Source organism: Clavibacter sp. GW821-FHT01D01, assembly GCF_059422605.1.
This window is the reverse complement of record NZ_JBWKXC010000013.1, coordinates 15267-38114: the sequence shown is the minus strand read 5'-3', so window position 1 is coordinate 38114 and position 22848 is coordinate 15267. Positions and strand designations below refer to the sequence as shown.

Annotated in this window: 14 protein-coding genes and 2 tRNA genes; 9 read left to right on the top strand and 7 right to left on the bottom strand. The window is 74.0% G+C overall.

Annotation, left to right across the window (positions count from 1 at the left end; all coding sequences use genetic code 11):
• Nucleotides 1-3: 3 nt before the first annotated feature.
• A complete protein-coding gene (locus tag AC07VC_RS14765; RefSeq protein WP_494675721.1) occupies nt 4-1431 on the bottom strand; it encodes a helix-turn-helix domain-containing protein in 1428 nt (475 codons plus the stop codon).
• 110 nt (nt 1432-1541) lie between these two features.
• Between AC07VC_RS14765 and AC07VC_RS14760 the strand changes: the two genes are divergently transcribed.
• From AC07VC_RS14760 to AC07VC_RS14740, 5 genes are all read left to right on the top strand, one after another.
• Nucleotides 1542-3491: a phosphoenolpyruvate carboxykinase (GTP) gene (locus tag AC07VC_RS14760; protein ID WP_494675720.1), complete on the top strand. Its 1950-nt coding sequence runs from the start codon at nt 1542-1544 to the stop codon at nt 3489-3491.
• A gap of 135 nt (nt 3492-3626) precedes the next feature.
• Nucleotides 3627-6275: a valine--tRNA ligase gene (gene valS, locus AC07VC_RS14755; protein WP_494675719.1), complete on the top strand. Its 2649-nt coding sequence runs from the start codon at nt 3627-3629 to the stop codon at nt 6273-6275.
• The gene (locus tag AC07VC_RS14750) at nt 6272-6724 is read left to right on the top strand and encodes a GNAT family N-acetyltransferase (protein WP_494675718.1); all 453 of its coding nucleotides are present in this window, start codon (nt 6272-6274) and stop codon (nt 6722-6724) included. The genes valS and AC07VC_RS14750 overlap by 4 nt, the downstream gene beginning before the upstream one ends.
• A complete protein-coding gene (locus AC07VC_RS14745) occupies nt 6724-6987 on the top strand; it encodes a hypothetical protein (RefSeq protein ID WP_094115700.1) in 264 nt (87 codons plus the stop codon). The genes AC07VC_RS14750 and AC07VC_RS14745 overlap by 1 nt, the downstream gene beginning before the upstream one ends.
• A gap of 169 nt (nt 6988-7156) precedes the next feature.
• Nucleotides 7157-7660 carry a MarR family transcriptional regulator gene (locus AC07VC_RS14740; protein WP_494675717.1) on the top strand — a complete coding sequence of 168 codons (504 nt, stop codon included), beginning with the start codon at nt 7157-7159 and terminating at the stop codon, nt 7658-7660.
• A 69-nt stretch (nt 7661-7729) separates the two neighbouring features.
• Here AC07VC_RS14740 and AC07VC_RS14735 read toward each other — a convergent pair whose 3' ends face one another.
• Nucleotides 7730-8533, bottom strand: coding sequence for a methyltransferase domain-containing protein (locus AC07VC_RS14735; protein WP_494675716.1), 804 nt, complete (start codon nt 8531-8533; stop codon nt 7730-7732).
• A gap of 40 nt (nt 8534-8573) precedes the next feature.
• Between AC07VC_RS14735 and AC07VC_RS14730 the strand changes: the two genes are divergently transcribed.
• The gene (locus tag AC07VC_RS14730; RefSeq protein ID WP_494675715.1) at nt 8574-10637 is read left to right on the top strand and encodes a M3 family metallopeptidase; all 2064 of its coding nucleotides are present in this window, start codon (nt 8574-8576) and stop codon (nt 10635-10637) included.
• 93 nt (nt 10638-10730) lie between these two features.
• Here AC07VC_RS14730 and clpX read toward each other — a convergent pair whose 3' ends face one another.
• The gene (gene clpX, locus AC07VC_RS14725) at nt 10731-12011 is read right to left on the bottom strand and encodes an ATP-dependent Clp protease ATP-binding subunit ClpX (protein ID WP_094115696.1); all 1281 of its coding nucleotides are present in this window, start codon (nt 12009-12011) and stop codon (nt 10731-10733) included.
• 166 nt (nt 12012-12177) lie between these two features.
• On the opposite strand from clpX, the gene sfnG reads away from it, so the two are divergent.
• Nucleotides 12178-13320 carry a dimethylsulfone monooxygenase SfnG gene (gene sfnG, locus AC07VC_RS14720; protein ID WP_317229493.1) on the top strand — a complete coding sequence of 381 codons (1143 nt, stop codon included), beginning with the start codon at nt 12178-12180 and terminating at the stop codon, nt 13318-13320.
• A gap of 59 nt (nt 13321-13379) precedes the next feature.
• Here sfnG and AC07VC_RS14715 read toward each other — a convergent pair whose 3' ends face one another.
• The 4 genes from AC07VC_RS14715 to AC07VC_RS14700 all read right to left on the bottom strand — a co-directional run bounded on the left by AC07VC_RS14715 (nt 13380) and on the right by AC07VC_RS14700 (nt 16516).
• The gene (locus AC07VC_RS14715) at nt 13380-14060 is read right to left on the bottom strand and encodes an ATP-dependent Clp protease proteolytic subunit (protein ID WP_012038151.1); all 681 of its coding nucleotides are present in this window, start codon (nt 14058-14060) and stop codon (nt 13380-13382) included.
• Nucleotides 14061-14096: 36 nt separating this feature from the next.
• Nucleotides 14097-14684, bottom strand: a complete 588-nt coding sequence (locus AC07VC_RS14710) for an ATP-dependent Clp protease proteolytic subunit (protein ID WP_012038150.1) — start codon at nt 14682-14684, stop codon at nt 14097-14099.
• A gap of 233 nt (nt 14685-14917) precedes the next feature.
• Nucleotides 14918-16375: a trigger factor gene (gene tig / locus AC07VC_RS14705; RefSeq protein WP_494675714.1), complete on the bottom strand. Its 1458-nt coding sequence runs from the start codon at nt 16373-16375 to the stop codon at nt 14918-14920.
• Nucleotides 16376-16440: 65 nt separating this feature from the next.
• A tRNA-Pro gene (locus AC07VC_RS14700) sits at nt 16441-16516 on the bottom strand.
• Nucleotides 16517-16707: 191 nt separating this feature from the next.
• Between AC07VC_RS14700 and AC07VC_RS14695 the strand changes: the two genes are divergently transcribed.
• Together AC07VC_RS14695 and AC07VC_RS14690 are read left to right on the top strand one after the other, a co-directional pair.
• Nucleotides 16708-16778 (top strand) — tRNA-Gly (locus AC07VC_RS14695).
• Between the two features lie 221 nt (nt 16779-16999).
• Nucleotides 17000-22732, top strand: coding sequence for an SCO7613 C-terminal domain-containing membrane protein (locus AC07VC_RS14690; protein ID WP_494675713.1), 5733 nt, complete (start codon nt 17000-17002; stop codon nt 22730-22732).
• Nucleotides 22733-22848: the final 116 nt, after the last annotated feature.

Below are 22848 nucleotides of genomic sequence, written 5' to 3'. Positions count from 1 at the left end.
GCCTCAGACCCCGGCGTGCCGGTCGAGGAACGCGTACAGCTCCCGGTCGTCGACACCCGGGAAGGGCCCCCGCGGCAACGGCGCGAGGATGTGCGCGTGCAGGCGGGCGCTCGGCCACGCCCGGTCCCGCCACCGGCCGGCGTCCTCCGGGTCGGCGCGACGGCAGCACGACTCGTCCGGGCACCGCGACGCGCTCCGCGCCGTCGTCTCCCGGCCGCGGAACCACTTGGCGTGCGCGAACGGCACGCCGAACGTGATCGAGTACTCGCCCTCGACCGTCGACCCGGTCTGCGTCGAGCACCAGAACGTGCCGCCCGGCGTGTCCGTGTACTGGTGGAACTCGGTGGTGCGGTTCGTCCGGTCGAAGGCGCCGCGCGCCGCCCACTCGCGGCACACCGGCTGGCCCTCGACGGCGCCGGTCACGTCGACGGGCAGCGGCAGGCCGTCGTTCTCGTACGCCTTGTAGACCGCGCCGTCCGCGCCTACGCGCAGGAAGTGCACGCGGAGGTCGAGGTGCGTGGTGCTGATGTTGGTGAGGCGGAGCGCCGCCGCCTCGTGCGTCACCCCGAACGCGTCCCGGAAGTCCTCCACGGCGAGGTCGCGGCGCGACTTCGCCTCCGCGAGGAACTCGACCGACTGCGTCAACGGCATCAGGCACGCGGCCGCGAAGTAGTTGATCTCCAGCCGCTGCCGCAGGAAGTCGGCGTAGCTGGCGGGCTCCTCGTGCCCGAGGACGCGGTGCGCCATGGCCTGCAGCGCCATCGACCGGAGGCCGTGGCCGCCGGGGATCGATGCCGGCGGCAGGTAGATCCGGCCCTCGCCGAGGTCGGTCACGGAGCGCGTGGACCGCGGCAGGTCGTCCACGTAGATGAGCTCGAACCCGAGCCCCTCGGCCATCCGGCTCACGCTGCGGTGCGAGAGGGCGCCCCGGCTGTGGCCGACGTCCGCGAGCATCGCCTCGGCCAGCGTCTCGATGGCGGGGAGGTGGTTGTCGCGGGCCCGCATCATGAGCCGCTGCTCGGTGTTCGCCCGCCGGGCCTCCTCGGGCGTGGCGATCGACTCGCGGGCCCGCCGCGCGAGCTCGCGGTGCAGGCCGACGAGCGCCTCGAGGGTCTCCTGCGGCAGCGCGCGGCTGGCGGGCACCGCGGGCAGGCCGAGCCCGCCGTAGAGCGGGGACCGCTGCGCCCGGTCGAGCTCGATCTCGAGGGCTGAGCGCGCATCGGGCGCCGCGTCCGCGAGCAGGTGCGTGACGTCGACGCCGAGCGCGCCCGCGATGCGGCCGAGGGTGGACAGCCGGGCCTCGCGGCGGCCGTTCTCGATCATGCTCAGCTGGCTCGGCAGGATCCCCGCCCGCTCCCCCAGCGCCTGGAGCGTGAGCCCCGCGCCCTTCCGCGCATGCCGGATGCGCCGGCCGATGACGAGCTGGTCCATTCCTTCACCTCTCCGTGAACATCCGCGCTTCTTCACGCCCCAGGATCCTCGAACCCCATCCTGGCCGGTCCCAGGCTGGAACAACAGCCCGATCGACGAGGACGGAATCCATGACCACCATGCAGGACGCACCCCCGCTCAGCACCGCCGGCCGCGCGCACGACCGCTTCGGGGGCGCGTCGCCCCGCGCCGCCCGCCCGGACCGCGACAGCGGCCCCCTCCCGCCCGGCTCCGCCGCCCCGGCGCACGCCCGCGATCCGCGCGTCGCCGCCTGGGTCGCCGACGTCGCCCGCCTCACCCGCCCCGACCGGGTGGTGTGGTGCACGGGGAGCGTCGCCGAGTACGACCGCCTCACGCGGGAGATGGTGGACGCCGGCACGCTCATCCGCCTGAACCCCGAGTGGCGCCCGCACAGCTTCCTCGCCCGCAGCGACCCCGCCGACGTCGCGCGCGTCGAGGACCGCACCTTCATCTGCTCGGAGGACCCGGCCGACGCCGGCCCCACCAACAACTGGCGCGACCCCGCGGCGACGCGCGCCGAGCTCGACGACCTGCTCGCGGGGTCGATGCGCGGGCGCACCCTGTACGTCGTCCCCTTCTCCATGGGACCGCTCGGCGGAGCGATCTCGCAGCTCGGGGTGCAGATCACCGACAGCCCCTACGTCGTCGCGAGCATGGCGCTCATGACCCGCATGGGCGACGAGGCGCTCCGCCGCATCGGGCCGGACACCGCGTGGGTGCGGGCGCTGCACGGGCTGGGCGCGCCCCTCGTCGACGACGCCGGCCGGCGGACCGCGGACGTCCCCTGGCCGCACAACGCCGACAAGCGCATCTGCCACTTCCCGGAGGCGCGCGAGATCATCTCGTTCGGCTCGGGATACGGCGGCAACGCCCTGCTCGGCAAGAAGTGCTTCTCGCTCCGCATCGCCTCCGTCATGGCGCGCGACGAGGGCTGGCTGGCCGAGCACATGCTGCTCATCCGCGTCACGAGCCCCGAGGGCCGCCGGTTCCACGTGGCCGCGGCGTTCCCGTCCGCCTGCGGGAAGACGAACCTCGCCATGCTCACCCCCACCATCCCCGGCTGGACGGTCGAGACGCTGGGCGACGACATCGCCTGGCTCCGCCCCGACGTGCAGGGGCGCCTGCGCGCCGTGAACCCCGAGCGCGGCCTCTTCGGCGTCGCGCCGGGCACGGGCGAGGCCACCAACCCGAACGCGATGGCGACCGTGTGGGGGAACGCGATCTTCACGAACGTAGCGCTCCGCCCCGACGGCGACGTCTGGTGGGAGGGCATGACGCCGAGGCCGCCGGCGGGCCTCCTCGACTGGCAGGGGCGCCCGTGGTCGCCCGCGTCCGGCACCCCGGCCGCGCATCCCAACGCGCGCTTCACCGTCGGGATCGAGCAGTGCCCGTCGCTCGCGGACGACTGGGACGACCCCGACGGCGTCGTGGTGGACGCGATCCTCCTCGGCGGGCGGCGCGCCACCAACGTCCCGCTCGTGGCCGAGGCCGAGGACTGGGAGCACGGCGTCCTGATGGGCGCGACCATGGCCTCGGAGCGGACGGCGGCCGCGGAGGGCCGGATCGGCGAGCTGCGGCACGACCCGTTCGCGATGCAGCCGTTCTGCGGCTACGACATGGCGGACCACTGGCGGCACTGGCTCGAGGTCGGCCGGGGCCTCGGGCCCGGGGCGCCCCGCGTCTTCCAGGTCAACTGGTTCCGGACGGGCGCCGACGGCGCGTTACTCTGGCCCGGCTTCGGGGAGAACGCCCGGGTGCTCGAATGGATCCTGCGCCGCGTCGAGGACCGCGTGCCCGTGCGTCCGAGCCCCGTCGGCGGGCTGCCCCGCGCGGCGGACCTCGACGTCGCCGGCCTCGACCTCGCGGACGGCGCCCTCGACCAGCTGCTGGCGCTCGATCCCGCGTCCTGGCTCGAGGAGCTCGACACCGTGGACGCCCACTTCGCCCGCTTCGACGGCCGTGTCCCGGCCGAGCTCACGGCACGGGTCCAGGCCATGCGCCGGGCGTTCGTGGAGGCCGCGCGCGAGCGGTCCGCCTAGCCCGGAGGGCCGGATGCGCGGGGCCGGGAGCCCCGCGCATCCGGTCGTCCCGCCCCCATCCGGTAACCTGAACCCCGCACAGCAGGCACCTCACCATCGACACGGTGCCGTCCACACGAGGGAACCGGAGCACGCATGGCTGATGAACGACGTCCGGACACCGCGCGGGAGGCGACCGCACCGCCCGTCGCCCGGGTCCCCGACAAGCCGGCCCTCGAGGGCCTCGAGGCCAAGTGGGGCAGCCGCTGGCAGGCCGACGGCACGTACGACTTCCGCCGCGACGAGGCCGCCGCGGGCACCGTGTTCTCCATCGACACGCCGCCGCCCACGGCCAGCGGATCGCTCCACATCGGGCACGTCTTCAGCTACACGCACACGGACGTCATCGCCCGCTACCGCCGGATGCGCGGCGAGTCCGTCTTCTACCCGCTCGGCTGGGACGACAACGGCCTCCCCACCGAGCGCCGCGTGCAGAACTTCTACGGCGTCCGCTGCGACCCCACGCTCCCCTACGACCCGGGCTACGCGCCCGCCGAGACCGGCGGCACGTCGAAGCCGGCCGACCAGCAGCCCATCTCCCGCCGCAACTTCATCGAGCTGTGCGAGCGCCTCACGGAGCAGGACGAGAAGCAGTTCGAGGACCTCTTCCGCACCCTCGGCCTGAGCGTCGACTGGCGCCAGACCTACCGCACCATCGGCCAGGAGGCGCAGGTCGCCTCGCAGCGCGCGTTCCTCCGGAACCTCGCCCGCGGCGAGGCCTACCAGGCCGACGCGCCGACCCTGTGGGACGTCACCTTCCGCACCGCGGTCGCGCAGGCCGAGCTCGAGGACCGCGAGCAGCCGAGCGCCTACCACCGCCTGGCGTTCCACCGCCCGGACGGCGACGACGTCATCATCGACACGACGCGCCCCGAGCTCCTCGCGGCGTGCGTCGCCCTCGTCGCCCACCCGGACGACGAGCGCTACCAGGGCCTGTTCGGGACGACCGTCACCACCCCCGTCTTCGGCGTCGAGGTGCCCGTGCTCGCGCACCACCTCGCCCAGCCCGACAAGGGCTCCGGCATCGCGATGGTGTGCACGTTCGGCGACCTGAACGACGTCGTGTGGTGGCGCGAGCTGCAGCTCGAGAACCGCGCCATCGTCGGCTTCGACGGCCGCATCGTCTCCGAGGCGCCGTCCGCCATCGCGACCGACGCCGGCCGCGAGGCCTACGCGGCCATCGCGGGCAAGACCGTGTTCTCCGCGAAGGCCGCGATGGTGGAGCTCCTCACGGAGTCCGGCGAGCTCCTCGGCGAGCCGCGGAGGATCACGCACCCCGTCAAGTTCTACGAGAAGGGCGACAAGCCCCTCGAGATCGTGTCCACCCGCCAGTGGTACATCCGCAACGGCGGCCGGGACGAGGAGCTCCGCCAGGGCCTGATCGGCCGCGGCAGGGAGATCGGCTTCGTCCCCGACTTCATGCGCGTGCGCTACGAGAACTGGGTCGGCGGCCTCAACGGCGACTGGCTCGTCTCCCGCCAGCGCTTCTTCGGCGTGCCCCTGCCCGTCTGGTACCCGCTCGACGCCGACGGCAACCCGGAGTTCGCGAAGGCCATCACGCCCACCGAGGAGCAGCTGCCCGTCGACCCGTCGTCGGATCCCGCACCCGGCTACGCCGAGGAGCAGCGCGGCGTCCCCGGCGGATTCCAGGGCGAGCTCGACGTGATGGACACCTGGGCCACCTCCTCCCTCACCCCGCAGCTCGCGGGCGGCTGGGAGCGCGACCCCGAGCTGTTCGACCTCGTCTTCCCGTTCTCCATGCGGCCGCAGGGCCAGGACATCATCCGCACCTGGCTCTTCTCCACGGTCCTCCGCGCCGAGCTCGAGCACGGCGCCGCGCCGTGGCGGACGGCCGCGATCTCCGGCTGGATCCTCGACCCCGACCGCAAGAAGATGTCGAAGTCGAAGGGCAACGTCGTCACGCCCGCGGCCACGCTCGAGCAGTTCGGCTCGGACGCGGTCCGCTACTGGGCGGCCTCCGCCCGGCTCGGCGTCGACGCTGCCATGGACCCGCAGAACCCGACCCAGATCAAGATCGGCCGCCGCCTCGCCATCAAGGTGCTGAACGCCGCGAAGTTCATCCTCTCGTTCGAGGCCCCCGCGGATGCCCGGGCCACGCACGCCATCGACGTGGGGATGCTCGCCGCCCTCGCGGAGGTCGTCGAGACCGCCACGAGCGGCCTCGAGGAGTACGACCACGCGCGGGCCCTGGAGGTCACCGAGAGCTTCTTCTGGACGTTCTGCGACGACTACCTCGAGCTCGTGAAGGACCGCGCCTACTCCGCCGACGCCGACCCGGCCGACCGCGGTTCCGCGGTCGCGGCACTCCGCGAGGCGCTCGACGTGCTGCTGCGCCTCTTCGCCCCCTTCGTGCCGTTCGCGGCGGAGGAGGCCTGGAGCTGGTCGCACGAGGGCTCGATCCACACGGCCGCCTGGCCGACGGCTCCCCGCCCGGGGGCCCCGGCGACGGGCGGCACCGCCGACCCGCGGCTCCTCGCCCTCGCCGGCCGGGCCCTCGTCGGCATCCGCCGCGCGAAGACCGACGCCAAGGCGTCCCAGAGGACCCCGGTCTCCGAGGCCGTCGTCTCGGCATCCGCGGACGACATCCGCTCGCTCGAGCTGGTCGCGAGCGACCTGCGCGCCGTGGGCCGCATCACCGACCTGAAGTTCACCGAGGGGGACGGCCCCGCCGTCGCCCGCATCACGCTCGCGCCCGTCGAGCCCCGAGGAGAGACCGACGCATGACCATCTCGATCCGCCCCGTCCGCGACGGCGACTTCTTCCCCTGGTTCGACCTGTTCGCCGGCTACGCCGAGTTCTACGGCACCGAGCTGACGGACGAGCACGCCGTGCTGGCCTGGAGCCACATCATCGACGACGCGCACGGCAGCACCGCGCTCGTCGCCGTCGACGACGCGCACGAGGGCGCCCTCGTCGGCCTGGCGCACTTCCACCGCTTCGCGCGCCTCGCGCGCGGCACCGACGGGCTCCTGCTCGACGACCTGTACGTCCGCGAGGTCTCGCGGGGCCAGGGCGTGGGCGAGCAGCTGGTCGCGGCCGTCGCCGAGGCCGCGCGCCGCGACGGCGCGAGCATGCTCCGCTGGATCACCGCCGAGGACAACGCGCCGGCGCAGCGCCTGTACGACCGCGTCGCCCGCCGCACCACCTGGGTCACGTACGAGCAGGACGTCTGATGCAGCTCGGCACCCGATGGCCCCTCGGCGGCACCGCCCCGGCGGAGCTCCCCGAGGTCGTGCTCCTCGCCGTGAAGACGGTCGAGTCCGACGTGGTGGCGCTCGACGCCGACACGTCCGCGTGGCGCTGGACGCTCACGTGGCTCGAGCGCAAGCCCGTCGTCGAGCTCGACGACGGCACGGTAATCCGCTACGACCCGATCGAGGATGCGGCGACGATCACCATCCCGGGCGAGTCCACGGACGACCCCTTCGACGACTGACCTGCAGCTCGCGCGACGATGTCGCGCCCCTCCTCGCCTGACCCTGACGGCGGCGCGGAGGAGGGCCGCTGTGCCATCCTCGAGGTCAGGACCGACCGGCCCGGACCCCGCCGGCGGTCCCATGCCGTGGTGCCCGCGACGGGTGCCCGCTGAGACGACAGGGGACGACATGGACTCCGCCGAGGGGAGGACGGACGGCGAGTCCGTCGCGACGACCGCAGCCCCGAGCGACGCCGGGCCGACCGACGACGCGCTGGGCCGCCTGGCCGAGGCGGTCATGACGCTGTCGGACGACATGCACGAGGCGCTGGTGCCCGTGTGGGAGCCGCTGACCGGCCTCCAGGTGCTGTTCCTCCGCATCATCGCGCGCTACGACCGGGTGACCCGCATCGACCTCATGATCCGGTGCCGCACGTCCCGCGCCGCCGTCGCGCCGGGCCTCGCGAGCCTCGTGCACCGGCGGTTCGTCGTCGAGACGCCGGACGGGGACGAGATCGTCCTGACGCTCAGGCCGTCGGGCCGCGAGATGCTGACGCGCATCGACCGCGCCCGCGTCGCGTGGGTGCGTCGCGCCCTCGTGGGCCACGACGGCCGCCTCGACGACGAGGTCGGTCGGACCACCGCCGTCCTCCGGAGCCTCCGGGGCGTCGACGCGCCCGGCTGGAACGGCTGATCGGCCGCCGTCGCGGGGCGCGCATCACGTCGCGGCGCACCTGAGATCAGGCGCGCCGGCGGGCGGGGTTCAGCGCCGCGCGAGGATCTCCCCGTGCGGCATGGCGAGGAAGCCGTCGTCGTCCGCCGCCCATGCCTGCCATCCCGCGCGGATGGCCTGCAGGTCGTCGTCGTCGGCGAAGCCGCCGTCGAGCGCCTGCCCCGCGAAGGACGAGGCCACGGCCCGGTCGGCCCACGCGCCACCCCACCAGGCGCGCTCGTCGTCGGAGGAGAAGCACCAGACGGACGCGCTCGAGGCGATGTCGGTGAAGCCGGCCGCGCGCGCCCAGGCCTTGAGCCGCGATCCGGCGTCGGGCTCGCCGCCGTTGGCGCGGTGCACGGGCAGGTAGACGTCCGCCCACAGCCGGAGGCCGTCGGACTCCGGGTGCAGGGCGACCTTGGAGTAGATGACGTCGCGCGCGGCGACGAGCCCCCCGGGCCGGGTGACGCGCCGCATCTCCGCGAGGGCGCGCACGGGGTCGCCGACGTGCTGCAGCACCTGGTGCGCGTGCACGACGTCGAAGGACGCGTCGTCGTAGGGCAGCTCGTACACCGAGCCGACCACGAACTCGACGTTGCCCGTCCCGCGGCCCTCGGCGAGGGCCTGCGCCTGCCGGACCACGTCGTCCGACATGTCGAGGCCCACCACCCGTCCGGGCGCGACGATGTCGGCGAGCTCCACCGTGATGGTGCCGGGCCCGCTCCCGACGTCCAGCACGTCGAGGCCCGGCCGCAGGTGCGGCTCCAGGTAGGCGGCGGAGTTCCGGACGGTCCGCGCGCTGTGCACGCGGAGGACGCTCTCGTGGTGGCCGTGGGTGTATCGCTCGCTCGTCACCGTCCGAGCCTATGCGGGCGTCCGGCCTAGGCTCGACCGTATGACGACGCCCCCGAATCCCTTCCTCGAGCCGAGCACCCTCCCCTACGGCATGCCCCCGTTCGCCGACATCCGCGAGGAGCACTTCCGGCCCGCGTTCGAGGCCGGCATCGCGGAGCACCTGGCCGAGGTCCGCGCGATCGCCGACTCCCCCGAGCCGCCCACCTTCGAGAACACGCTCGTCGCCCTCGAGCTCGCCGGCCGCACGCTGGACCGCGTCAGCCACGTCTTCTTCACCCTGACCTCGGCCGACAGCTCGGAGTGGACCCGGGAGCTCGACGCGTGGATAGCGCCCGAGCTCGCCGCCCACTCGGACGCCATCCGGCTCGACTCCGCCCTCTATGCGCGCATCCGCGCCGTGCACGACGCACGGCACGACGCGGGCCTGGACGCCGAGTCCGTCTACCTCGTGGAGCGGTACCTGGCCGAGTTCACCGTGGCCGGCGCCGGCCTCGACGACGCGGCGAAGGACCGCCTGCGCGACCTGAACCGCCGCCTGTCCACGCTGACCACGCGCTTCGAGTCGAACCTCCTGGAGGACACCAACGACCTCGCCGTGGTCGTGGACGACCCCGCGCAGCTCGACGGCCTCGGCGAGGGCGCGATCGCCGCCGCGGCCCAGGCCGCCGCCGACCGCGGGCTCGACGGCCGGCACCTCATCACCCTCGTCCTGCCCACCGGCCACCCGTACCTGGCGCAGCTCACCGACCGCGCGCTCCGCCGGCGGATCATGGAGGCGTCGCTCGCGCGCGGCGCCCGGGGCGGAGCGCACGACAACCGCCCGCTCGTGCTCGAGATCACGCGGCTCCGGGCCGAGCGCGCCGCCCTCCTCGGCTTCCCGAGCCACGCCGCCGCCGTCACGTCCGACCAGACGGCGGGCACCCCCGAGGCCGTGGCCGAGATGCTCGGCCGGCTCGCCCCCGCCGCGGCGCGCAACGCCCGTGCCGAGGCCGTCGAGCTGCAGCGCGTCATCGACCGCACGCAGGAGGAGCGCGGCGAGCCGTCGTTCGAGCTCGCCTCCTGGGACTGGGCGTTCTACAGCGAGCGGGTGCGCACCGAGCGCTACGACGTCGACACGGAGCGCATGCGCCCCTACCTCGAGGCGGATCGCGTCCTCCACGACGGCGTCTTCCGCGCGGCCACCCTGCTGTACGGCGTCACGTTCACCGAGCGCCCCGACATCCAGTCGTACCACCCCGACGCCCGCGTCTTCGAGGTGCGCGACGAGGACGGCGGACCGGTCGGCCTGTACGTGCTCGACCTGCACACGCGCGACTCGAAGCGCGGCGGTGCCTGGATGAACCCGCTGATCTCCCAGAGCGCCCTGCTCGACACGCCCACCGTGGTGCTCAACAACCTCAACGTCCCGAAGCCGCCCGCGGGCCAGCCGACCCTCCTCAGCTACGACGAGACGAACACGCTGTTCCACGAGTTCGGGCACGCCCTGCACGGGCTCTTCGCCCGCGTCACCTACCCGCGGTTCGCCGGCACGAACGTCTTCCGCGACTTCGTCGAGTTCCCGAGCCAGGTGAACGAGATGTGGATGCTGTGGCCCGAGGTCCTCGCCTCGTACGCGGTGCACCACGAGACCGGGGAGCCGATGCCCGCGGAGCTGGTCGCCGCCGTGCAAGCCTCGAGCGCCTTCAACGAGGGGTTCCTCACGAGCGAGTACCTGGGCGCCGCGCTCCTGGACCAGGCGTGGCACCGGATCGGGGTCGACGACGTGGTCGAGGACGTCGACGCGTTCCAGGCTGAGGCCCTCGCCGCCGTCGGTCTCGACGTGCCCGCCGTGCTCCCCCGCTACGCGTCGAGCTACTTCCAGCACACGTTCGCGGGTGGCTACGACGCCGGCTACTACTCGTACATCTGGAGCGAGGTGCTCGACGCGGACACGGTCGAGTGGTTCCACGAGAACGGCGGCCTCACGCGCGCGAACGGCGACCGGTTCCGCTCGAGGCTGCTCGGCGTCGGCGGATCGAAGGACCCGCTCGAGGCGTACCGGGACTTCCGTGGCCGCGACGCGGTCATCGAGCCGCTGCTCGCGCGCCGGGGGCTCGCCGGCTGAGGCACGGGGCACGACGACGAGAGCGCCGCACCCCGAGGGGTGCGGCGCTCTCGTGCGCGGGCCGGACACCGAGCGTGCCGGGCGCTCAGCGCGTCAGGCGGACTTCTCCGCCCGCAGCAGGGACGCGCGCGGCACGATCGTCGGCGCGGCGTTCTGTACCACGGACTCGCGGGTGATGACGACGCGGCCCACCTCGTCGTCCGACGGGATGTCGAACATGATCGGCCCGAGCACCTCCTCGAGGATCGCGCGGAGCCCGCGGGCGCCGGTCTGCCGCAGCACGGCGAGGTCGGCGATGGACTCGAGGGCCCCCTGCTCGAACTCCAGCTCGACGCCGTCGAGCTCGAACATGCGCTGGTACTGGCGGACGAGCGCGTTGCGCGGCTTGGTGAGGATCTCCATCAGCGCGCGCTGGTCGAGCTGGGTGACCGTCGTCACGACGGGCAGGCGGCCGATGAACTCGGGGATGAGCCCGAACTTGTGCAGGTCCTCGGGCAGCACCTCGCCGAACACGTCCGCGTTGACGTCCTTGCGGTGCAGCGGCGCGCCGAAGCCGATGCCCTTCTTGCCCGCGCGCTGGCTGATGATGTCCTCGAGCCCCGCGAACGCGCCCGCGACGATGAAGAGCACGTTGGTCGTGTCGACCTGGATGAACTCCTGGTGCGGGTGCTTGCGCCCGCCCTGCGGCGGCACGGAGGCGACGGTGCCCTCGAGGATCTTCAGCAGCGCCTGCTGCACGCCCTCGCCCGACACGTCGCGCGTGATGCTGGGGTTCTCGGCCTTCCGCGCGATCTTGTCGACCTCGTCGATGTAGATGATGCCCGTCTCGGCGCGCTTCACGTCGTAGTCGGCCGCCTGGATGAGCTTGAGGAGGATGTTCTCGACGTCCTCGCCCACGTAGCCGGCCTCCGTCAGCGCGGTCGCGTCCGCGACGGCGAACGGCACGTTGAGGCGCTTCGCGAGCGTCTGCGCCAGGTAGGTCTTGCCGCAGCCGGTGGGGCCGATGAGGAGGATGTTGCTCTTCGCGATCTCGATCTCGTCGCCCACGGTCTCGGCCGGGCCGATGGTGCCGACGGCGCGGACGCGCTTGTAGTGGTTGTAGACGGCGACGGACAGGGCGCGCTTGGCGGCCTCCTGCCCGATGACGTACTCGTCGAGGAAGCCGAAGATCTCCTTGGGCTTGGGGAGCTCGAACTCCCCCGTCGTCTCCTCGCTGGCCTCGGCCAGGCGCTCCTCGATGATCTCGTTGCAGAGCTCCACGCACTCGTCGCAGATGTAGACGCCCGGTCCCGCGATCAGCTGCTGGACCTGCTTCTGGCTCTTCCCGCAGAAGGAGCACTTGAGCAGATCCGCGCTCTCGCCGATGCGTGCCATGAATGCCTCCCCGGAAGTCGTGCGGTGTGCCACGAGCCTAACCCGTGCATGGGACATCGCCCGGACCCCTGGGAGCACGGCCCGTCGCGTGGTATCCGCGTCCGCGGATCCGTCACACGGCGCAACACACGGGGCGTCGTGGAGCCGGCGCACCCACCATGTCCGCATGACCGAGAACCCCGCCACCGCATCCCCCGACGCGCTGTCCTTCGCCTACTGGGTCCCGAACGTCTCGGGCGGCCTCGTGACGAGCGACATCGAGCAGCGCACCCACTTCGACTTCGACTTCAACGTCCGGGTGGCGCAGCTCGCCGAGCAGCGCGGCTTCGACTACGCGCTCAGCCAGGTGCGGTACGCCGCCTCCTACGGCGCCGACCAGCAGCACGAGTCCACGTCGTTCTCGCTGGGCCTCCTGCTCGCCACCGAGCGCCTCAAGGTCATCGCGGCCGTGCACCCCGGGCTCTGGCACCCTGGCGTGCTCGCGAAGTGGATCATCACGGCCGACCACATGTCGCACGGCCGGGCGGCGGTCAACGTCGTCTCCGGCTGGCTGAAGGACGAGTTCGTCGGCTTCGGCGAGCCGTGGCTGGAGCACGGCGAGCGGTACCGCCGCACCGAGGAGTTCATCCGGGTGCTGCGGGGCCTCTGGACGGAGCAGGACTTCACGCACCTGGGCGACTTCTACCGGATCCACGACTTCACCCTGAAGCCGCCGCCCGTCGCCGTGCCCGGCCGCGCGCACCCCGAGATCTTCATGGGCGGCAACAGCACCGACGCGCGCGCCATGGGCGGCCGCGTCACGGACTGGTACTTCTCCAACGGGAAGGACTTCGCCGGCTTCGAGGAGCAGCGCGCCGACGTCCTGGCGTCCGCCCGCGCGGCCGGGCGCACGGAGCGCGTGCGCTTCGGCCTGAACGGCTTCGTCATCGCCCGGGACACGGAGCAGGAGGCGCAGGAGGTGCTCGAGGAGATCATCGCGAAGGCCAACCCCGACGCGGTCGAGGGCTTCCGGCAGGCGGTGCGGCAGGCGGGCGCGTCGACCGGCGATGGAAAGGGCATGTGGTCCGACTCCACGTTCCGCGACCTCGTGCAGTACAACGACGGCTTCCGCACCGGTCTCATCGGCACGCCGGAGCAGATCGCCCGCCGCATGGTCGAGTACCGCAAGCGCGGCGTCGACCTCCTGCTGCTCGGCTTCCTCCACTACCTGGAGGACATCGACCGGTTCGGCACCGACATCCTGCCCATCGTCCGCGAGCTCGAGCGCGAGGCCGTCGAGCGCGGCGAGCTGGAGGAGCCCGCCGCCTGACCCGGGACGCGCAGGAGGGGCGGTCGGCATCAGCCGACCGCCCCTCCTCCGTGCAGGCCCTAGCGGGCGGGGATCGCCGCCGTCAGGTTCTTGCGCGAGGTGAGCACCTGGTCGATGAGGCCGTACTCCAGGGCCTCGTCCGCGCCGAGGATCTTGTCGCGCTCGATGTCCCGGTTGATCTGGTCGCGGTCGCGGTTGGTGTGCTTCGCGAGCGTGTCCTCGAGCCAGGATCGCATGCGCATGATCTCCGCCGCCTGGATCTCGATGTCGGAGGCCTGGCCGCCGCTGGACTCGCCCGTCGCGGGCTGGTGGATCAGCACGCGCGCGTTGGGGAGCGCGAGGCGCTTCCCGGGCGCTCCGCCCGCGAGCAGGACAGCCGCCGCCGAGGCGGCCTGACCGAGGCACACGGTCTGGATCTGCGGCGAGACGTACTGCATCGTGTCGTAGATCGCCGTCATGGCCGTGAAGGAGCCGCCGGGCGAGTTGATGTACATCACGATGTCGCGGTCGGGGTCCATCGACTCGAGCACGAGCAGCTGGGCCATGACGTCGTCGGCGGACGCGTCGTCGACCTGCACGCCGAGGAAGATGATGCGGTCCTCGAAGAGCTTCGCGTAGGGGTCCTGCCGCTTGTAGCCGTAGGCCGTGCGCTCCTCGAAGCTGGGGAGGATGTACCGCGACGACGGGCTCGTGGCGGTGGAGCCGGCGCCGCGGGCGCCGCCGAAGGTGGGGAGTTCCATGTTCTCTTCTCTTACCTGTCTACTCTGTCGCGGGCTCTAGGAGGTCTCGGTGCCGCCGCCGCCGACGACGTCGGTCGCCGACTCGCGGATGTGGTCGACGAAGCCGTACTCGAGGGCCTCCTGGGCGGTGAACCAGCGGTCGCGGTCGCCGTCCTCGTTGATCTGCTCGGCGGTCTTGCCGGTCTGGCCCGCGGTGATCTCGGCGAGGCGCTGCTTCATCGAGAGGATGAGCTGGGCCTGCGTCTGGATGTCGCTCGACGTGCCGCCGAAGCCGCCGTGGGGCTGGTGCAGCAGCACGCGCGCGTTCGGCGTGATGTAGCGCTTGCCCTTGGTGCCGCTCGTGAGGAGCAGCTGGCCCATGGAGGCGGCCATGCCGATCCCCACGGTGACGATGTCGTTGGGGACGAACTGCATGGTGTCGTAGATGGCCATGCCCGCGGTGATGGAACCGCCGGGCGAGTTGATGTACAGGAAGATGTCCTTCTCGGAGTCCTCCGCCGCCAGCAGCAGGATCTTCGCGCAGATCTCGTTCGCGTTGTCGTCGCGGACCTCGGATCCGAGCCAGATGATGCGGTCCTTCAGCAGTCGGTCAAAAACACCGGGTACCAGTGTCGGTTCGGCCATTGTTCGAGCTCCCATTCATTCGTCGCTTCGAGTCACGAATCTATCGGAGCGCCGTCCGCCCGATCGCCGTGTTCGCCGCGGGCGGAGCGGTGCCGCCGCCGCGGGCGGAGCGGTGCCGCCGCCGCGGGCGGAGCGGTGCCGCCGCGGTGCAGCCGGACGCACGAGGGCCCGGGGAGCGTGCGCTCCCCGGGCCCTCGTGCTGCCGACCGCGTGCGTGCGGCCGACGGATGCGACTACTCGGAGTCGGCGGCCTTCGGGGCGGCCTTCTTCTTGGGCGCCGCCTTCTTCTTCGGCTTCTCGGCGGGCGCCTCCTCGACGACGGCGGCCTCGGCGGGGGCCTCGGCCTCCTCCGCGGGAGCGTCGGCGACGACGGCCTCGGCGTCCGCGTCGGTGGGCTCGGCGGCGTCGGCGTCACGGACGACGGGCTGCGTGAACTCGGTGACGTCGACGACCTTGCCGTCGGCGTCCACGACCTTCGCCTTGTCGAGCACGACCGCGAGGGCCTTGTTGCGCGCGACCTCGCCGACCATCGCGGGGATCTGGTTGTTCTGCTGCAGCACCTGGACGAACTCGTTCGGCTCCATGTTGTACTGCTGCGCGCCCTGGATGAGGTACTGGGTCAGCTCGTCCTGGCTGACCTTCAGCTCCTCCTTCTCGGCGATGACGTCGAGGAGCAGCTGCTGGCGGAACGCCTTCTCGCTGGACTCCTTGACCTCGGCGCGGTGCACGTCGTCCTCGAGGCGGTTCTCGTTCTCCAGGTGGCGGTGCACCTCGTCCTCGACGAGCTTCTCGGGCACGGGGATCTCGACGCCCTCGAGGAGCTTGTCGACGATCTGGTCGCGGGCCTGGGTGACCTGGCCGAACACCTTCGACTTGCCGACCTGCGCCTTGAGGTCCTCGCGCAGCTCGTCGATGGTGTCGAACTCGCTGGCGATCTGGGCGAAGTCGTCGTCGGCCTCGGGCAGCTCGCGCTCCTTGACGGACTGGACGGTGACGGCGATCTCGGCCGTCTCGCCCTCGTTGTCGCCGCCGAGCAGCTTCGACTCGAAGGTGGTGCTCTCACCCGCGGTGAGGGACTCGAGCGCCTCGTCGATGCCGTCGATGAGGTCGCCGGAGCCGAGCTCGTAGGAGATGCCGCTCGCGGTGTCGACGGCGTTGCCGGCGATGGTCGCGGTGAGGTCGATCTGCACGAAGTCGCCCGTCTTCGCGGGGCGGTCGACCGTGATCAGCGTGCCGAAGCGGCTGCGCAGGCTGTCGAGCTCGGTGCCGACCTCGTCGTCGGTGACCTCGACGGAGTCCACGGTGAGCTCGAGGCCCTCGTAGGACGGCAGGTCGAACTCGGGACGGACGTCGACCTCGATCTCGAGGAGAAGGTCGCCGGTGAGGTCCTTGCCGGGCCACTCCTTGACGTCCGCCTCGGGGCGGCCGAGGGGGCGGATGTCCGACTCCTTGACGGCGGCCTGGTAGAAGCCGTCCATGCCGTCGTTGACGGCGTGCTCCAGCACGGCCTCGCGACCGACGCGCTGGTCGATGATGGCGGGCGGCACCTTGCCCTTGCGGAAGCCGGGGATGTTGACCTGCTCGGCGATGTGGCCGTATGCGTGGTCGATGTGCGGCTTCAGGTCTTCGGGGGTGGCAGAGATCGCGAGCTTGACGCGCGTGGGGCTCAGCTTTTCGACCGTGGTCTTCACGTGTGGAGTTCTCCTGTGTTCGCGGTACGCGCCTCGGCTGAGACGGCATTTCGTCGTCGGGGATGTGGTCGGGGCGACAGGACTCGAACCTGCGGTCTTCCGCTCCCAAAGCGGACGCGCTAGCCACTACGCTACGCCCCGGCTGCCACGCATTCCCTCGGTCGGCGCGGGCACCGTCCACCTCGACGTGCAGGCGCGCGGAAGCCGATCCGACCGTGGCACAGCCTATCCGACTCGTGCCGGGCGCTGGTCACCGGCGACGGGAGGCTGCGCTACGCTGGACCCCGCGCATCCGGCGCACGGCCCCTCGGGGGCGGCGGCACCGGCATCGCGGGGATGTAGCTCAATGGTAGAGCCTCAGTCTTCCAAACTGATCACGCGGGTTCGATTCCCGTCATCCCCTCTCCTGACCCTCTCCTCGTCCGTGCACGCGGGCCCACCGCCGTGGCTGCGTCCGACGCCGGCGGGCGGTTGGCCGCTGCATCCGCGGCCCCTCCCCAGGTGGCGCCCCTCGCGACGGGCCCCCGTTCGGGGTCCCGGCCCTCACAGCGGGCCGGGTTCCCGATAGCGTCCTGAGCGGCGGGTGGATGCGCATATCCGCCTGAGCGAGCGCAGGGGGCGTACATGGTCACGGACGACGCGGGAACCGGCCCTCGGACGGATGCGGACGACGGCGCGGCACCTCGTACCGGAGCCTCCTGGCCGGATCGGGCCGAGCATCTCCTCCGCACGGACCTGTGCCCCTCCTGCTTCGCCCCGCTCGGCGCCCTGGTCTGCGCCAGCTGCGGCCTCGACGTCCGGGCGCCCGGGGCCGCCGAGGTCCTCCGGGTCTCCGCGGACATCGTCGGGCTCGTCGACGACCGCACGCGGCTGCTCGGCTCCATGCGCGACTGGGCGGCCGCACGCACCACGGAGGCCCACCGCGCTGCGCGCACCGCGGAGGCGGCGCGCGCCGAGGCCGCCGGTGCGGTCTCCCCGTCGACGGCCGCCGGCATCGCACCTCCTCGAGCCGTGCCGCCCACGCCGGGCTGGGCACCGCCGGCGGATCCGGCCCGCTCGGCGGCGACGCTCCCCGGGTCGGCGGAGCCCGCCGCCGCTGCGCCTCCCGCTCCTGCGCCTCCCGCCGCTCGTCCCGCGCCGGCCGCGCCGCGCCGCCGGTTGAGCGTGCCGGTCGTGATGCTGAGCATCGGCGTCGTGCTGCTCTCCGTGGCGGCCGTGTTCTACGTCGTCTACGCCTTCGTCACCTACGGGCTCCTCGTGCGCGCGGCCATCACCGGCGCCGTGACCGTCGCCGCCTTCGCCGCGTCCGCGGTCCTCGCCCGGCGACGGCTGGCCGGGACGGCGGAGGCGGTGGGCGTCGTCGGCGTCGTCCTCCTCCACCTCGACGTCTGGGCGGTGCGGGCGTACGACCTCGCCGGGGCTGGAGCCGCGGATCCGTTCCGCTACTTCGGCGTCGGCACCCTGGTCGCCTCGGCGGTCCTCCTCGCGCTCCGCCCGCTGCTGCGGGTCCGGGCGATCGGGCTGGCGGGCTGGGCCGGTCTCCCCGTCGCCGCCGGGCTGCTGGCGGCCTCCGCCTCCTCCCTCGATCCGGCCACGCGCACCGCGCTGGCGCTCGCCTGCGCCTCCGCCGTGTCGCTCCTGCACGCGCTGCCCCGGGCGCGCGGAGGGTCCTCGCCCTCCTCGTGGGAGCGGCTCGTGCTCCGGGTCGTCGGCGTCGCCGCGGCAGCCGGAGCGCTCGTCGCCGGAGCCGCGAGCGCGGTCGACCCCGGGGCGGCCCCGGCCGTCCCCCTCCTCCTCGCGGCGACCGCGGCAGCCGTGCACGCCGCGCTCCTGGCGTCCAGCACGCCCGCCGTCACGACCGCCGGTCACGGCGACGGCGGCGACGGCGACGACGACGACGCCCGCACTCCCCCGGCGGCCGCGGCATGGGGCGCGCGCCCGCTGCGCGTCATCGCCTCCGTGGTGGCCGGCGCCGGTGCCGCCATGGCCGTCCCCGTCACGGCCGTCACCGGCGGTCCAGCCCTCCTCACGCTCTGCGGACAGCTGGTCGCCGCCGTCCTGGTCGTCGCGGTGCTCGACGTGGCCGCCGGGCGTCTGACAGCGCCCCTGCACGCCGCGTCCGCCCGTGTCGCCCGGTCGGCCGCGGGCGTGGTCGCGATCGTCGCCGCGGCGCCCGTAGCCCTGACCGCGGCAGGCGGCGCCGCCGCGGCGATGGTCGCCGGCGTGCCCCCGTGGGCGCTGGAACCCGGCAGCGACCCGGTGCGGGAGCTGGCGCGGGAGACCGGCGCCCTCGGGGCGGCGGCCGACGGCAGGGCCGCGGTCCTCGGCGTCGTCGCGGCCTGGCTCCTCGTGCTCGGCGCCTCCGTCCTCGGGCGTCGGCTGGCTGCGCGACGCGGCGCCCTCGCCTGGTCGGGCGCGGTCGTGGTGGTGGTCGCGATCCCCGCCATCGGCCCGCTCGCCGCCGTCGTGGCCCTGTACGTCCTCGTGGCCGCCGCCGTGGTGGCGCTCGGGATCCGGACCGAGGCGGCCCCGTCCCGCGGCGACCCGTCCAGCGCGGGTGCCGACGACACCATCCCGGAGCCGGAGCCGGAGCCGGAGCCGGGGCCGACCGTCGGCGCCCGCGTCCTCCTCGATGCCCGTTCCGCTCCCGTGAGCGCGCTCGGCATCGCCGCCGCCGTCGCGGGCTGGCTCGCCTCGTGGGGCAGCGCACCCACGTGGTGGGCAGCCACCCCCGTCCTCCTGGGGCTCCTCGCCGTCGTCGCCCGCACCGGGCGCAGCGCCGGGGCTCGTGGCAGCGCCACCGTCGTCGCGGCGGCGGGCACCCTGCTCTCCGTCGCGGCCCTGGCGCCGTCCTTGCGCCACGCCGGCGTCATCGGCGGACCTCCCCCCTCCGCGACCTTCGGAGATGCGTCCGATCCCGTCGTCCTCGTGCTCGCGACGTCCGGTGCCCTCGTCCTCGTCGCCGGTCTCCTGCGCTCCGCGCCCGGAGCGCGGCGGAGCCTGGTGCTCGTCACGTCGCTCCTCCCCGGGCTGGTCGCGTCCCTCCTCGTGATGCTGGCGGGAGCCGACGGCGCGGGCGGGAGCCTGACCTCCTCGCCCGCCTGGCCCGTGGTGGCGCAGGTGCTCCTCGCCGCCGGACTCGTCGCGTGGACGGCCGGGGGCGTCGGGCTCCGCCCCCTCCCGCCGCGTCCCGAGCGCACCCCCGGCGAAGTCGTCGAGCTCGTCGAGCCCCCGGGCTCCGGGCAGCGACCGATCGTCGCCGGGCTCGGGGTCGGGGCCGCGCCCACCGGGGACGTTCCCGCCGAGGACGCGCCCGCCGCCGACGCACCCGCTGGAGTCCCGGCGGTCATCCCGTCGCGTCGATCCCGCGGTCCGCGCAGCCGGATCACCCGGGAGCGGCTGACGAGGTCGGCGACGGCTGCGCTGATCGCGCCGGTGGCCCTCGCCGCCGTGATCACGGTCGCCGTCCTGCTGCCGTCGCGCGGGCTGACCTCCGGCATCCTCCCCGCCGCTGTCGCCCTCATGGTGATCGCGGCCGGGCGCCTCGCCTACCTCCGCGCGTCCCGGGCGCTGCGCGTGGCCCTGGACGCCGGCTCGGTCGCGGTGGGCGCCGCGGCGCTCCTCATCGCGGTCGTCGGCGGGGCAGACAGCGGACGAGAGGACCGGGTGTGGATCCCGCTCGTCGTCCTGGCGGTCGCCTCCCTCGTCCTCTCGACCGCCGCCGACGGCCTCCTCCTCTCCCGCAGCGCGCGGCGCATCTGGGCGTGGACGGCCCTCGGCCTGGGGATCGCCGCACTGTGGTCGCGCCTCCTGGCGACGGACGTCCGCCTCGTCGAGGCCTACGTCCTCCCGATCGCCGGGACGCTCCTCGCCGTCGGGGCCCTGCTGCATCGGGCAGCGCTCCGCGTCGACCGGCCCGAGGCCGACGCGCACGGTCCGCGGGTGCGACGGGGTGTCACGTCCCTGGGGCTCGCAGGGATCCTCACGGCCGCCCTCCCCCTGGCGCCCGCCGGGCGCGCGGACGACGTCCTCCGGCCGCTCATCGCCACCGCGGTGCTGGCCGCGCTCGCCCTGTCCGCCGCCGCGGGACTCGGCCGGGTCCCGTCCGCAGTCCGCCCGCTCCTCCGCGCGACGGTCGTCGGCGGCGGTCTGGGGCTCCTCGCCCTCGGCGCCACCCGTGCGATCCGCCTGGCGGCAGCGCCGGTCGAGCGCACATGGGCCGTCGACGCGCAGCTCGTGGTCACGTGCGCGCTCCTGGTGGCGACGGGCGCCCTCATCCTGCGGGCCGCCCGGGACGCCGCCGACAGCCGCATCGCCGTGGCCGCGATCGCGGTGGTCCCCGTCCTCACGGCGCTGGTGATGGTGGTCTCCGTCCGGCCCGACCAGGGCGTGACGCGACCCCTCGCCGCAGCCGTCCTCCTGGTGGCCGGCGCTGGCGCCATCCTCGCGATCCGCACGGCTCATCGTCGCCTCCTCGACGTCGTGACGGCCGTGGCCCACGTCTCGGCGGTCGTCGTCGCCCTCGCGGCGTGGCGGTCGGCGTCCCCCGCGGCGGACACCGGGGCGGTCGCGGTGCCGGTCGTGACCGCGGTCCTCATCGCCGCGGTCGGCGCCGCCGCGCGCCTGGGAGCCCGGACCGCGGATGCCGGCGGCCCCCGTCGGGTCCAGGGTCCGGCGGGGCACGCGGCGGACGGGGCCGTGGGCGTGCTCGTGCTGTTCGCCGTCGCCGCGACCGCCGTGGTGGACGCGCCGGGTCTCCCGCTCGCCCTGCTACTCGGGGCGAGCGCCGTGCTGATCACGTCCCTCGATCCGCGGTCCGCGGGTCGCCGCCGGCTGGGCTGGGGTGCCCTCGTCCTCGGTTCGGCAGCCCTCTGGGTCGCGCTCGCCCGCGGGGACGTCGGATCGGTCGAGCCGTACGTCCTCCCGCCGGCCGGGGTCCTGCTGCTGGTCGCCGCCGCCCTCGAGCGGGGCCCGCTGTCGTCCCTCCGCGCCAGCCCGGACGGGTCGCGCCGCACCGGGAGCGGCGCGCCGCTGCTCCTCGCCGCCCTCCTCCTGGCGGCCGTGCCGACCGCGGTGGCGTCCTGGGACGGCGGGCCCGTGCGCGGCCTCGTCCTCGGCGGTGCCGCCGGAGCCTGCCTGATCCTCGCCTGCGCCGCACTCGGCCGGTCGGTGGCGCCGACGCCGGCCCTCGATCGCACCGCCGGCGCCGATCGCGCCGATCGCGCCGATCGCGCTCGCAGGTCCCTCGTCGTCGCGACGGCGGCCCCGTCGGCCCTCGCCGTGCTCCTCGTCGGCCTCGGCCGTCCCCTCGCGCAGCTGCTGGCCGACGCGCCCGCCACCCCGGGACGCACGGACCTCTGGTCGCTGTCGAGCGGCGTCGTGCTGATCCTGGCGGTCGCGCTCCTGGGCACGGGAACGGAGGCGCCTCCGCGTGCGTCGCGCCACGATTCGCCGGCGACTCCGGCCCCGTCGGCAGCCGCGCCCGCGGCAGCCGCGCCGTCCGCACCCGTCGCCGCGGTCCCCGGCGGCGCCCTCGTCGCCGTCCTGGCCGTCGCACCACGCGCACTGGCGCTCGCGGCGCTCGCGGGCGTCACGATCGTCAGCACCGTCGCGATCGTCGTCGGGCACGGTGACGCCCTGCCCGGCACGACCGCGCGATCCGCGGTCCTCGTCGCCCTCGTCGCCCTCCTCCACGTCGCGGCGGCGGGCAGCGCTCCGCGGACCCCGCACGTCGAGGGCGGCGACCATGGCGACGGCGACGACCCCGGCAGCGACGCGGCGACCCGCCCTACAGAGCCCCGGTCCACCCCGGAGCCTCGACCCTCGCGGCGGGCCCCGCTCGTCGACCCGCTGGTCGCGGTCTCCGCCCTCGTCGCGGCCGTGCTCGCGGCCGCCGTCCTCGCCGGCACCGGTGCCGCGGATCCGGTCGAATGGGTCACGGTGCCCGTCGCCCTGGCCCTCATCGCGGTCGGCACGCGGCGGCTGACGCACGACCCGACGGCGGGCAGCATGCGCCATCTGGCACCCGGGCTCCTCGTCCTGCTCGGACCGCCGCTGCTCGCCGATCTCGGCCCCTCCCCTGCCTGGAGGATCGTCGCGCTCGGCGTCGTGGCGCTCGCGGTGCTCCTCGTCGGAGCGTCGCGGCGCCTCCGGGCCCCCTTCCTCGTCGGGGGTGCCGTGCTGCTGGTCCACGCGGTCGCCCAGCTCTGGCCGTGGATCCGCGACGCGTCGGCGACGGTCCCCTGGTGGGCCTGGGCGGGCATCGGCGGCGTCGTGCTCATCGTGGTGGCCGCGCGCTACGAGCGTCGGATCCGCGACCTTCGCGAGGTGGCGGCTCGCGTCTCCGCCCTGCGCTGACCCGGTCGCCGCGAGTCCTGCGCCCCCGGTAAGCGATGCCTCAGCTTGCTTGCGGCGCTCGCCGAGGTGCGCGAGATTGAGGTCACCGTCCGCAGCCCGCAGACCCGTCCACGTTC